The organism is Micromonospora sp. NPDC048170 (genome assembly GCF_040652795.1).
Lineage (GTDB): Bacteria > Actinomycetota > Actinomycetes > Mycobacteriales > Micromonosporaceae > Micromonospora.
Map to the genome: position 1 here is coordinate 1 of NZ_JBEZMR010000022.1, position 12,856 is coordinate 12,856.

A 12,856-nucleotide genomic window follows, 5' to 3' on the forward strand; every position below is an offset into this window, starting at 1 on the left:
CGCCGCCGGTGAAGGCGAGGCCGGCCACGGTCAGGGCGGTGTTACGGAAGATGTCGGTACGCATGATGACAAGGCACCTTTCGATCGGGGGTACGGCACACGCGTAGGGGGGCGGTGCGCCGCGAAAGGGGGGGATGTCGGAGAGGGACGCTGCGGTGGCGGGGCCTGCTCGGGGCGTCCGGGGTGTCTCAACGACCCGGGTCCGCCGGGCATTCCACCGGCCGGTCGGGCCACCATTCCACCGGGCCGGTCGGGCCACCCGGGGGGAAGGGGAACGCCTTCGGCGGGCCGGTCAAGCCACCGGGGGGCGCGGGGAAGCGCCTCGGCGGGCCGGTCGGGCCACCGTGGGGGAGCGCCTCGGCTGAGGTGTGCGTCCGGGGAGATGTAACGACGCGAACCCGGCCGGCATTCCGCCAGCGCCCCCGGCCTTCGCCAGTACCCCCGGCCACGCGTGCGGGCCAGGTCGAGGGGTTCACGCGCTCACATGGCTACAACGCCCCGCGCCCCGGACCCATGCCCACCGCCTCGGTGACCCCCGCCACCACAAACCCCGCAAACCGGGTATCTCTCCCGCCCCCTCCCGCCCCACCCGCCACGCCCCCGCGATCTTGCACTTCCTGCCCGGACAAAACCGACATGCGCCGCAAGTGGCGGGCACAAAGTGCAAGATCGCGGGGGCGTGGGGCGTGGGGCGTGGGGCGTGGGGCGTGGGGCGTGGGGCGTGGGGGCGTGGGGCGTGGGCGTGGGGCGTGGGGTGCGGCTGCGACCATGGCGGGCATGGAGATCTGGAACAACCCGGCCTGCTCGAAGTGCGCCGCTGCCCGCTCCGCGCTCGACGAGGCGGGGGTGGGATACGCGGTGCGACCGTACCTGGACCGGCCGCCGAGCGCGGCCGAGCTGACCGAGGTGCTGCGCCGCCTCGACGCACGCCCCTGGGACGTCTGCCGGACGCAGGAGCCCGCCGCGGTGGCCCTGGGCATGGCCGACTGGCCGCGGGACGAGGCGGCCGAGCCGCGTTGGGTCGAGGCGATGGTGGCCGCCCCGGAGCTGATCCAGCGGCCCCTGCTGCTGCTCGACGACGGGGGCGCGCTCGTGGGGCGTACCGCCGGGGCGCTGGCGGAGGCGGTGCGCCGCAGCGGCCCGACCCCCGGCACCGGCGCGGAGCCCGGCCCCACACCGGCCGGGTAGCGCGTTTCCGGACGGGTGCGGCGGGAATGCGCCGGCGGTAGGCGAACGACCGTACGCCGGAGAGGGAGGGTCGGATGCCGCACCAGGACCTGTCCACCGCCACCCCGAAGCGGCTGACCCCCGTCGCCGGGGCGCCCCTCTGGTGCGACGCCCGGGAGTTCGGACTGCGCGGCGACGGCGTGACGAACGACCAGCCGGCGTTGTCGGCCCTGGTCGACCACCTGGGCGAGGGCTACGCCGCCGACGGGCGGGCCCGGATCATCCACTGCCCGCCGGGGATCTACTCGATCCGGGACGCCGGCACGGTCTGGCGCAGCGGCGTGTCGCTGATCGGCGCGGGGCCGGGAGCGACCCGCTTCCTGCTCAGCAACGAGGGGAACCGCGCCGACCCGACGCCGCTGGCGTTCTGGACCACGGTGCAGCACGGTGCGAGCCGCGACCGGTACATCGCCGACTGCACCTTCGCCGACTTCGAGATCGACGGCTCCGGCGTGGCGATGGTCCAGTACGACTACCTGGCCAAGGGGCTCGGCCTCCAGTACGTCGTGCGTGGCGTTTTCCGCAACCTCTACATCCACCACACCGGGGCGACCGGCCTGGGCTGCGACTTCCTCCAGGACAGCCTGATCGACGGCGTGGTCGTGGTCGGGTGCGGCCGGCTGGACAACGGCGAGGAGATGGGCGGCGCCGGCATCGGCGTCGGGATCGGCGGGTGGGGCGACGTGGAACGCCTCACCATCGCCAACTGCACGACCGTCGGCAACGGCACCAACGGGATCTTCCTCGAACTGCAGAAGGACTACTGGACTCCGCCGCGCGGCTACCGCATCATCGGCTGCCACAGCCAGGCGAACCGTTTCGGCATCTCCGACTGGGGCGCCGACGGCCTGATCGTCTCCGCCTGCACCCTGACCGGCAACCTGGAAGCGGGCTTCGACGTCTCCGGCAACGGGACGGCGGGCGTGGCCGGCCGGGGCGGCATCCTCAGCGACTGCGTCATCGACCGCAACGTCCGCGACGGGATCAGCATGGGCAACACGCCCGGCCCGTACGCGGTCCGCGGGAACCGGATCAGCGCCAACGGGGCCTACGGCTACCACGAGCACGACCTGGGGCACGGATACCCGGGTGCGGCGGCGGACGTGGTCATCGACGGCAACGAGTTCTGGGACAACGGCCTGGACGCGATCCGGATCGACCGGCCGATGACCGACGCGGTGGTGGTGAACAACCGGATCCGCAACAACGGCCGGCGGTGCGCCCCGGCCGCCAGCGGCGGCGGCGAGTCGGTGCGCTACCACCACCGGTCCGTCACCGACGGGACGGCGCACTGGCCGGTCGACGGGCACCGGGGCAAGGTGGTGCGGGTCGGGTCACGGATGGCGGTGGTGGTGTCCAACACCGACACCGACCTGACGCTCGCCGAGGTGCGGGCGGATTCCCCGACCGGCTGGAACGAGGACACGCCGCCGCCCGGCGCGGCGTACGAACTGCCTCCGGCCCCGCCGATCCGGGCCGGCATCACCGTCAACGCGCCGTTCGACTCGGCCACCGTGCGCGGCAACCGGATCTGGGACCACCGCGACGAGCAGACCCAGACCTACGGACTCTGGATCACCCCGGCCGGCAGCTGTGTGTCCTGCCGCATCGAGGACAACGACCTCGCCGGCAACGCCGTCGGGGCGGTGCGGCTCGACACCCCGCCGGTCGGCGGGCGCTGGGACCGCAACCACCAGGACGTGGACTGACGCCGGCAGAGGTCAGCGCGCGTCGGCGGCGGGTGCCGTCGCCTCCGCGTGCCGGTCGCGCAGCCGGGCCCGGATCTCCTCCGGGGTGTACGCCCGGCGTCGCCGTTCCGCCCGGGCGATGACCACGCCCGACGCCGCGACGCCGGCGAGGCCGGCCAGCCCGAGCACCTTCCACCACCGCATCCGTTGCCGCATCCACCTAGGGTAGACCCCCATGAGCATCAGCCTGGACGAGGCCGTGGAGCTGACCCGTACCGGCGACGTGTGGGTGTTCCGGGGCCGCAGCGTGCCGGACCGGGCCATCCAGTTGACGACCAACAGCCCGGTCAACCACGTCGGCATGGCGGTCGTGCTGGACGACATGCCGCCCCTGATGTGGCACGCCGAGCTGGGCAGGTCACTGCCCGACATGTGGACGGGCACCCACCAGCGCGGCGTGCAACTGCACGACCTGCGGGACGCGGTCTGCGTCTGGGCCAACCGGTACGGCCAGCGGGGCTGGCTGCGCCAGCTCGACCCGCCGGCCGACGCGGAGATGGAGAAGGCGGTGCTGCGTACCGTCGCCCGTCTCGACGGCACGCCGTTCCCGTCCACCGCCCAACTCGCCTGGCGCTGGCTGCGGGGCCGGGTCCCGGCGGTGCGGGTGCCGACCCTGCGCGACCGGGCCGCCGACCGTCCCGGTCCACCCGTGTCCGACAGGGCCGGCGCGCGCGACCGTGCGCTGGAGACGGCGTACTGCGCGGAGGTGGTCGCGGTGACCTACGAGGCGATGGGTCTGCTGCCGGCGGGGCGGCGTCCCAACTGGTACGACCCGGGCCGGTTCTGGAGCGGCGACGATCTCGGCCTCGCGGGTGGCGCCCGGCTCGGATCCGAGATCGAGGTGCGCATCCCGCCGCGCTGAGGTTTGGCCCGCTGCCCGGGCGGCAATTGCTGTCCCCGTGAAAGCCTCCACCGATCTCGATACGCTGACCGACTTCTTCGACGGGTACGGCGTGGCGCTGACCACCGGCGACCTGCCCGCCATCGCCGGCTGTTACGCCCTGCCGGGGCTGGTGGTCGCCGACACGTACAGCTTCTCGTTCACCTCACCGGCGGCGGTGGCACTGTCCTTCGTGGGCGCGGCCCCCGACTACCAGGAGCGCGAACTGGTCGCCGCGCACGCGGCCATCGAGGACGTGCAGCCGGTGTCGGCGCTGCTGACCATGGTTGCCGTCGAGTGGGAGTTCCTGGACAGCCAGGGCCGGGCGGTCCCCGGCGAGCGCTACCGCTACCTGCTGCGGGCCACCGACGACGGGCCCGTCATCTGCACCGTCCTGCGGACCGCCTGACCGACGGCGGGGCCTCAGAGCCCTCCGGTGGCGGCCGTTCCGCCGGCCCGGGGCGGGCCGCCGCTTGCGCCCGCGTGGCTGGTCCGCCGCTTCCGTTTCGTGGTGTGGCCCGTACAGACGGTCGCGTCAGGTCGCCACCGACCGCTACGCTGCCCCCGACGACGGCGGGAGGAGGGGCATGTCCGGCCCGAGCCGAAACTCGAGCAGGTCCTACGGCACGACCGCCATCGCGTCCTCACCGTGGATCGTGGTGTCCGTCGGCGTCGTCGTGATGGTGGTCCTGCTGGCCATCGCGCTGGGCACCTACCGGGGGCGCGGACCCGCCTTCGACGCGCAGCCCGGCCCGCCGCTGCCGACCGTCGGCCCGGTCGCGTCGGAGTCGTCGGCGACCAGCCCGACGGCGACGCGGTCACCACGGGCGACGGCCACGGCGTCCGGCCGGGCCACGGGCCGGCCCAGCCCGGATCGGTCCACGCCCGGCCGCAGCAGCCGCCCGCCGTCCCCGACCCCGAGCGAGAGCGACGGCGCGGTGCTGATCGCGCCGCCGCCGTCGCCCGCGTCGCCGATGAGCGGCCGGTACCGGGTGGTGCAGTCGTACTCCGACGGGTTCGTCGGGGAGGTCGTGGTCAGCAACGCGTCGTCGACCGGGCGCGGCTGGGCGGCGCGGCTGACCTTCCAGGACGGACGACTGGACAGCGCGTGGATCGAGAACGCGCCACAGGGGACGGCACAGCGGATCGACGACGGCTTCACCTACCGCAGCGGTCACGACCTGGCCGGGGGCGCGTCGGTCGTGCTGCGGTTCTACGTCGCGGGCAGGCAGAGCAGCCCGACGACCTGCACGGTCGACGGCCGCGCCTGCCGCGGATAGCCACCGCCTTCCCGTACGGCCCGGCGCGGACGCGCCGGGCCGTACTTTTGCAATCCTGCTGCTGTGTTACGACTTGGTTTGCAAGGTATTGCAGAATGTTTCGGCAAGGGCTAGCGTGCGGGCCAATCAGCGACCAGAGGAAGGCCGTCGATGAAACCCCCGCCGATACCGCGCAAGGCCCTGCTCGCTCTCGTCTCCCTGCTCACCCTCACCCTCGTCGGCACTCCGATCGCCGTGCGTCAACTCGGCGCCGACGCCCCCGACGACACCGGCCCGCTGGTCGCCACCGGCGCCGCCCAGTGGCGCACCGAGCCCTCGGCGCAGGCGCTGCTCTCCGCCGGAAGCCGTCAGGCCCGCGCCGAGCAGTTCTACTTCGTCCTGCCGGACCGGTTCGCCAACGGCGACCGGCGCAACGACACCGGCGGCCTCACCGGCGACCGCCTCTCCACCGGCCTCGACCCGCAGGACAAGGGCTTCTATCACGGCGGCGACCTCAAGGGGGTCATGGACCGGCTCGACTACATCGAGGGGCTGGGCACGACGGCCATCTGGCTCGCCCCCATCTTCAAGAACCGTCCCGTGCAGGGCGCCGGGTCCGACGTCTCCGCCGGCTACCACGGCTACTGGATCACCGACTTCACCCAGGTCGACCCGCACTTCGGCACCAACGAGGACCTGAAGCGGCTGGTCACGCTCGCCCACCGGCGGGGGATCAAGGTCTATCTCGACGTCATCGTCAACCACACCGCCGACGTCATCCGGTACGCGGAGGACAGGTACACCTACGTGGACAAGGCGACCGCGCCGTACACCGACGTGCAGGGGCGTCCCTTCGAGGACCGCAACCACGCCGACGGCACCCGGGGCTTTCCGAAGGTGGACAGCACGTCCTTCCCGTACACCCCGACGTTCGCGACCCCGGCCGACGCGAAGGTCAAGGTCCCGGCGTGGCTGAACGACCCGACGATGTACCACAACCGGGGCGACTCCACCTTCGCCGGGGAGAACAGCGAGTACGGCGACTTCTACGGCCTCGACGACCTGTGGACCGAGCGCCCCGAGGTGGTGCGCGGCCTGACCAAGGTGTACTCCGACTGGGTGGCGTCCACCGGCGTCGACGGCTTCCGGCTGGACACCGTCAAGCACACCAACCTCGACTTCTGGCCCCAGTTCAGCCAGGGCATCGAGCGCGCCGCCGACCGTGCCGGCAAGAAGGACTTCTTCATGTTCGGCGAGGTCTACAGCGCCGACCCGGAGATCACCTCGACCTACGTGCGGCGCGGCGGCCTGCCGGCCACCCTCGACTTCGCCTTCCAGGAGGCGGCGCGCGGCTACACCGCCGGCGACGGCTCCGCCAGGGCGCTCGCCGACGTGTACGCCCGCGACGACCTCTACCGCGCCCGGGACACCGACGCGGGGCGGCTGACCACCTTCCTCGGCAACCACGACATGGGCCGGATCGGCTCGTTCATCGCCGGCGGCGGCACCGACCCGGCCACCCACCTGCGCCGCGACCAACTCGCCCACGAACTGATGTTCCTCACCCGCGGCCAGCCGGTGGTCTACTCCGGCGACGAGCAGGGCTTCACCGGGGCGGGCGGCGACAAGGACGCCCGGCAGGACATGTTCGCCTCCCGCACGCCCGACTACCTCGACGACGACCTGCTCGGCACCGACCGTACGCACGCCAGCGACCAGTTCGACCCCACGCACCCGCTCTACCGGACCATCGCCGAGCTGGGCGCGTTGCGCCAGGCGCACCCGGCGCTGCGCGACGGCGTGCAGGTCAGCCGGTACGCCGCCGACGGCCCCGGCGTCTTCGCGTTCTCCCGGATCGACCCGAAGCAGCGCACCGAGTACGTCGTCGCGGTGAACAACGCCGCGACCGCGCAGACTGTCACCGTGGACACCTGGACGGCCGGCGCCACCTTCAGCGGCGTCTACGGCGGATCGTCCGCCCCGGTCGCCGGCGCGGACGGCAGGCTCACCCTGACCGTGCCGCCGCTGTCGGCCGTGGTGCACCGCGCCGGCACGCCCATCGCGTCGCCCGACGCCGCGCCGAAGATCACGATCACCGCGCCGGCGCCGGGCGAGCCCGTCGCCACGAAGGCCGCCGTCACCGCCCAGGTCACCGGCGACCCGCTGGCCGGCGTCACCTTCGCCGCCCGGGTCGATGGCGGCCGGTGGACGCTGCTCGGCAGCGCCGACCGGGCCCCGTACACGGTGCACCACGACCTGACCGGGCTGGCCGGCGGCACGAAGGTCGAGTACAAGGCCGTCGTCCGCGACGGGAAGGGCCGCACCGCGAGCACCCGGTCCACGGCCACCGTCGGCACCCCGGCGCGGTCCGCCTCGCGCGACTGGGCGGTGGTGCACTACCAGCGCCCGGCCGGCGGCTACGACGACTGGGGCCTGTACGCCTGGGGCGACATCGACCCCGCGTACGCCACCGAGTGGCCCAAGGGACAGCCGTTCGCGGGTGAGGACTCCTACGGCCGGTTCGCCTGGGTGAAACTCAAGCCGGGCGCGAAGTCGGTCGGCTTCCTGGTGGTCGACAAGAACGGGAACAAGGACGTCGGGCAGGACCGGACAATCGACGTGACGCAGACCGGCGAGGTCTGGGTCAAGCAGGGCGACCCGGCGACCTACCCGACCCGGCAGGCCGCCACCGGCGAACCCGACCCGCCGGTTTCCGACGGCATCGCCCTCATCCACTACCGCCGCGCCGACGGCAACTACGACGGCTGGGGCCTGCACCTGTGGGACGGCGCGGCCAACCCGACGGACTGGGCCACCCCGCTCGCCCCGGAGCGCGTCGACGCCTTCGGCGCTTTCTTCCGGGTGCCGCTGGCCGCCGGGGCCACCGGGCTGAGCTACATCATCCACTCCGGCGACGAGAAGGACCTGCCGACCGACCAGCGGCTCGACTTCGCCAGCGCCGGCCGCGAGGTGTGGCTGCTCGCCGGAACACCCGGCCGGCTGCTGCCGTCCACCGCGTCCACCGCCGCCGGGGACGTCGACATCACGAAGCAGAAGGCGCACTGGATCGACCGGTCCACCGTCGCCTGGCAGACCGGGCCCACCGACGGCAGGACGTACGCCCTCGTCGCCGCCCCGGCCGGCGGGGTGGGCGTCGCCGACGGCGAGCTGGTCGGGACGTACACCACGCTGCCGTTGACGGCGCAGCGCAACGGGCTCACCGAGGCGCAGCGCGCGGCCTTCCCCCACCTGTGGGCGTACCGCGGCTTCACGCTCGACCGGCGGGACCTGGCCAAGGTCCCGGCGGCCCTGCGCGGGCAGCTCCTGGTGACCGAGCGGGACGCCGAGGGCACCCTGCTCGCGGCGACCGGCGTGCAGATCCCCGGCGTGCTCGACGACGTCTACGCCCGCGCCACCGACGCCAGGCTCGGGCCGACCTTCGCCGGCGGGGTCCCGACTCTGGCCGTCTGGGCGCCCACCGCCCGCACGGTCTCGCTCCAGCTCTTCGACTCGCCGACGGCGCAGCCGCGGACGGTCGCGATGCGCCGCGACGACCGCACCGGCGTCTGGTCGGTACGCGGCGCCCGCGACTGGACCGGCAGGTACTACCGGTACCAGGTGCAGGCGTGGCAGCCCGCGACGCAGCGGATGGCCACCGCCGCCGTGACCGACCCGTACTCGCTGGCGCTCGCGCCGGACTCCACGCACAGCCAGATCGTGGACCTGTCCGACCCGGCGCTCGCCCCGGCCGGTTGGGCGACGCTGCGCAAGCCGGCGGCGGTGCCGTCGACGAAGGTGCAGATCTCCGAGCTGTCCGTCCGGGACTTCTCCGTCGCCGACAGCACGGTGCCGGCCGAGCGGCGGGGCACCTACCTCGCCTTCACCGACCCGGGCACCGCCGGCATGAAGCACCTGAAGGCGCTCGGCGACGCCGGGGTGACGCACCTGCACCTGCTGCCCGCGTTCGACTTCGCCACGATCCCCGAGCGGCGTGCCGACCAGCGACAGCCGGCCTGCGACCTGGCCGCGCTGCCGCCGGACTCCGAGCAGCAGCAGAAGTGCGTCGCGGCCGTGGCCGACACCGACGGCTACAACTGGGGGTACGACCCGCTGCACTACACCGTGCCGGAGGGCGGCTACGCCGTCGACCCGGCCGGGGCGCGGCGCACCACCGAGTTCCGGCAGATGGTGGCCGGCGTCAACGGCGCCGGGCTGCGCGTGGTGATGGACGTCGTCTACAACCACACCTCGGCGGCCGGCGCCGACCCGAAGTCGGTGCTCGACCAGGTGGTGCCCGGCTACTACCACCGGCTGCTGGAGGACGGCAGCGTCGCCAACTCGACCTGCTGCGCCAACACCGCCCCCGAGCACGCCATGATGGGCAAGCTGGTGGTGGACTCGCTGGTCACCTGGGCCCGGGCGTACAAGGTGGACGGCTTCCGGTTCGACCTGATGGGCCACCACCCGAAGGCGAACATCCTGGCCGTACGCGAGGCGCTCGACGAGCTGACCGTCGCCCGCGACGGCGTGGACGGCAAGAAGATCCTGCTCTACGGGGAGGGCTGGAACTTCGGCGAGGTCGCCGACGACGCCCGCTTCGTGCAGGCCACCCAGGCCAACATGGCCGGCACCGGCATCGGCACCTTCAACGACCGGCTCCGCGACGCCGTACGCGGTGGCGGGCCGTTCGACGCCAACCCCCGGGTGCAGGGCTTCGCCTCCGGCCTGTTCACCGACCCGAACGGTGACGCCGTGAACGGGTCCGCGGCCGAGCAGCGGGCCCGCCTGCTGCACCAGCACGACCTGATCAAGGTGGGGCTCACCGGTAACCTGCGCGGCTACCGGTTCACCGACTCCGCCGGCCGGCCGGTGACCGGCGCGCAGGTCGACTACAACGGTTCGCCCGCCGGCTACACCGCCGCGCCGGGGGAGGCGGTCACCTACGTCGACGCGCACGACAACGAGATCCTGTACGACGCGCTGGCATACAAGCTGCCGCAGGACACCCCGGCGGTGGACCGGGCCCGGATGCAGGTGCTGGCGCTGGGCACGGTGGTGATGGGGCAGGGCCCCGGGTTCGTCACCACCGGCACCGAGCGGCTGCGCTCCAAGTCGCTGGACCGCAACTCGTACAACTCGGGCGACTGGTTCAACCAGATCCGCTGGGACTGCGCCCAGGGCAACGGCTTCGGCGCCGGCCTGCCTCCCGAGCAGGACAACCGGGACAAGTGGCCGTACGCCAAACCCTTGCTGGCCGACCCGGCGCTGGTCCCGGACTGCGCCGCGATCACCATGTCCGACGCCCGGTACGCCGAGCTGCTGAAGATCCGGGCCTCCTCGCCGGTCTTCGGGCTGACCACGGCGGAGCAGGTGCAGAAGCGGGTCGCGTTCCCGCTCTCCGGCGCGGCGGAGACCCCCGGCGTGCTCACCATGACGCTGGACGGCCGGGGCCTCGACGGGCGGTGGAAGTCGGTGACGGTGGTCTTCAACGCCACCCCGGAGGCGGCGCAGCAGCGGCTGACCGGGCTGCGCGGGGCGGACGTGGCGCTGCACCCGGTGCTGCGGAACTCGGCGGACGAGACGCTGCGGTCTGCCTCCTTCGACCGGGCCAGCGGCACGTTCACGGTGCCGGCCCGCAGCGTGGCGGTCTTCGTGCAGCGCTGACCCGGCATTGGTGCAAGGAAGGGGCCCTTCCCAACGCATAGCGTTGGGAAGGGCCCCTTCCTTACCGGTTCGTGCGGCCGGTGCCGGTGGCGCCGGCCGCACGTCATCCGAGGATGGCTCAGCCGAAGCAGTTGGGCACCGGTGACGGGCTGCCCTTGCAGTTGGTCGGCTTGTTGCCCTTGATCGCGGACTTGTCGTCCACGTTGACCTTGCCGCCGTAGTTGAACACCCCGCCCGGCTTGAGGGTGGAGAAGTTGTCGGCGACCTTCGTGTCGTGCAGGTTGACCTTGCCGAACACGTTGAAGATGCCGCCGCCGATGCCGATCGGCCCGACGGCCCGGTTCCCGACGATCTCGCTGTCGCGGAACGTGACCTCGCTGAACAGGTTGAACACGCCGCCACCGAAGAAGCCGGCGACGTTCTCCTTGACCTCGGTCTTCTCCGCGGTGGTGGTGGCGCCGAAGGCCAGTGCCATGCCGCCGCCGACGCCGACGGTGGTGTTCTTGGCGATCGTGACCTTGTACAGGTAGAGCTGGCTGTCGTCCGCCGCGGCGATGCCGCCGCCCGCGATCACCGCGGTGTTGTTGGTGATCTTGGAGTGCTTGATGGTGGTGTTGCCCTCGATGTCGAGCAGACCGCCGCCGAAGCCGATCGTGTCGTTGCCGCTGATCTCGCTCTTCTCGATCCACATCGTGCCGCCGTCGACGTCGTCACGGAGGATGCCCGGGGCGCCGTTGGCGATGCCGCCGCCGCCGATCCCGGCGTTGTTGTCCTTGACGTGGGACTCTTCGACCTTGAGCACCCCGGCGTTCAGGATGCCGCCGCCGAAGAAGAAGGCGGTGTTGTCGGCGACCGTGGTGTGGCGCAGGCTGGTCTTGCCGAAGTTGGCGATGCCGCCACCGCTGCCGCCGGCCTGGTTCTCCACGATGTTGCTCTTCTCGATGTCGGCGGAGCCGCCCGGCTGCACCAGGATGCCGGCGCCGTCGTTGGGCTCCGGCTCGTCCAGGGCCCCGGCATCGGTCTTGGTCGCTGCGGCCTTCGCCGCCGCCGCGCCCTTCGGCTCGGCCTGGAGCAGCGGCAGGTACGGCTTGCCGGCCTTGGCCGCCTCGGTGGCCTCGACCGAGTTCGAGTACCGCGACCACACCGTCTCCGGCGAAACGGTCTCCGCCTTCTTCCGGTGGAGGGTCTGACCGTTCTTGATGGTCAGGCCCTTGAGGGTGAGGTGTCCACCGCTGCCGACGTTGAGGATCCGGAAGTAGTCGGCGGTGGCATCCCGCACGATCTTGGTGTCGTGCCCCTTGAGCGTGATCCGCTCCTTGATCACCGGCAGGCCGTTGCCGTAGTTGTCGGACCGGGTCAGCTTGTAGGTGCAGTCCTTGGCCAGGTTCAGTTCCGCGCCGTGGTTGTTGTTGGCGGAAACGATCGCCTGGATCAGCTTGTCGGTGTCGCAGGGCACCTCCTTCCCGCGATCCTTGTGGTCCCGGTCCTTGTCGTACCGGTCCCGGTCGTCCCTGCCCTCGCGGCCCTCCTCGCCCTCGCGGCCCCTCTCCTCGCGGTCCGCGCCCCGGTCGCCGTCCATGTTGACCTGGGCGGTGGCCCACTTCAGGCCGTCCGCGCCGACCGCGCCGGCGCCGCTGGCGACACCCACGGCGGCGAGGCTGACAACGCCGGTCAACCCGGCCACACCGCTGGCGAGCCAGAGCTTGCGGCGGCGCTTCGGCGCTGCCGGCCGCTCGGAGTCGTTGTTCGTTAGGTAGTTGGACATCGGAGCTCTCTGCCCTCTCCTCGTACCAGACAGGGTCGCAGCGCCGCAGGCGAGCGTCCCCCGCTACAAATCGGTTGTAGCTCTCGAACCAGACAATATGAGAATCTTCCTCGCCTCGCGGCCATATGCGAAAGAACCCCGCATTCGGCGCGGGGTCCTCGTGCGCGGTGCGGACGGCCCGGCCCGGCTCATCCGCCGCACCGCTGGCGGTAGGTGAGTCGACCGGCTACCAGGTGTAGTCGGCGCAGATCATGCCGATCGGCGAGGGAACGGCCACGAGGGGTGCGGGAGGCTGAGAGGGCTCCTCCACCGC

Annotated in this window: 8 protein-coding genes; 6 read left to right on the forward strand and 2 right to left on the reverse strand. The window is 72.4% G+C overall.

The features are described from left to right. The first annotated feature begins 777 nt into the window (after nt 1-777). Together AB0D32_RS23360 and AB0D32_RS23365 are read left to right on the forward strand one after the other, a co-directional pair. Complete coding sequence (locus AB0D32_RS23360; RefSeq protein WP_357093850.1) at nt 778-1,188, forward strand: ArsC/Spx/MgsR family protein; 411 nt, start codon at nt 778-780, stop codon at nt 1,186-1,188. Nucleotides 1,189-1,262: 74 nt separating this feature from the next. Further along, complete coding sequence (locus AB0D32_RS23365; RefSeq protein WP_357093853.1) at nt 1,263-2,936, forward strand: right-handed parallel beta-helix repeat-containing protein; 1,674 nt, start codon at nt 1,263-1,265, stop codon at nt 2,934-2,936. Nucleotides 2,937-2,948: 12 nt separating this feature from the next. Here the strand turns inward: AB0D32_RS23365 and AB0D32_RS23370 are convergent, their stop codons facing one another. Then, on the reverse strand, nt 2,949-3,131 hold the full coding sequence (locus AB0D32_RS23370) for a hypothetical protein (RefSeq protein ID WP_357094181.1): 183 nt from the start codon (nt 3,129-3,131) through the stop codon (nt 2,949-2,951). Between the two features lie 19 nt (nt 3,132-3,150). On the opposite strand from AB0D32_RS23370, the gene AB0D32_RS23375 reads away from it, so the two are divergent. The 4 genes from AB0D32_RS23375 to pulA all read left to right on the forward strand — a co-directional run bounded on the left by AB0D32_RS23375 (nt 3,151) and on the right by pulA (nt 10,778). Next, nucleotides 3,151-3,837, forward strand: a complete 687-nt coding sequence (locus AB0D32_RS23375) for a hypothetical protein (protein WP_357093855.1) — start codon at nt 3,151-3,153, stop codon at nt 3,835-3,837. A gap of 37 nt (nt 3,838-3,874) precedes the next feature. Continuing rightward, complete coding sequence (locus tag AB0D32_RS23380) at nt 3,875-4,264, forward strand: hypothetical protein (RefSeq protein ID WP_357093858.1); 390 nt, start codon at nt 3,875-3,877, stop codon at nt 4,262-4,264. Between the two features lie 178 nt (nt 4,265-4,442). After that, the gene (locus AB0D32_RS23385) at nt 4,443-5,135 is read left to right on the forward strand and encodes a cellulose binding domain-containing protein (protein ID WP_357093861.1); all 693 of its coding nucleotides are present in this window, start codon (nt 4,443-4,445) and stop codon (nt 5,133-5,135) included. Between the two features lie 150 nt (nt 5,136-5,285). Beyond that, nucleotides 5,286-10,778 carry a pullulanase-type alpha-1,6-glucosidase gene (gene pulA / locus AB0D32_RS23390; RefSeq protein WP_357093864.1) on the forward strand — a complete coding sequence of 1,831 codons (5,493 nt, stop codon included), beginning with the start codon at nt 5,286-5,288 and terminating at the stop codon, nt 10,776-10,778. Between the two features lie 118 nt (nt 10,779-10,896). Here the strand turns inward: pulA and AB0D32_RS23395 are convergent, their stop codons facing one another. Further along, nucleotides 10,897-12,543: a right-handed parallel beta-helix repeat-containing protein gene (locus tag AB0D32_RS23395; RefSeq protein WP_357093867.1), complete on the reverse strand. Its 1,647-nt coding sequence runs from the start codon at nt 12,541-12,543 to the stop codon at nt 10,897-10,899. Between the last annotated feature and the right edge of the window lie 313 nt (nt 12,544-12,856).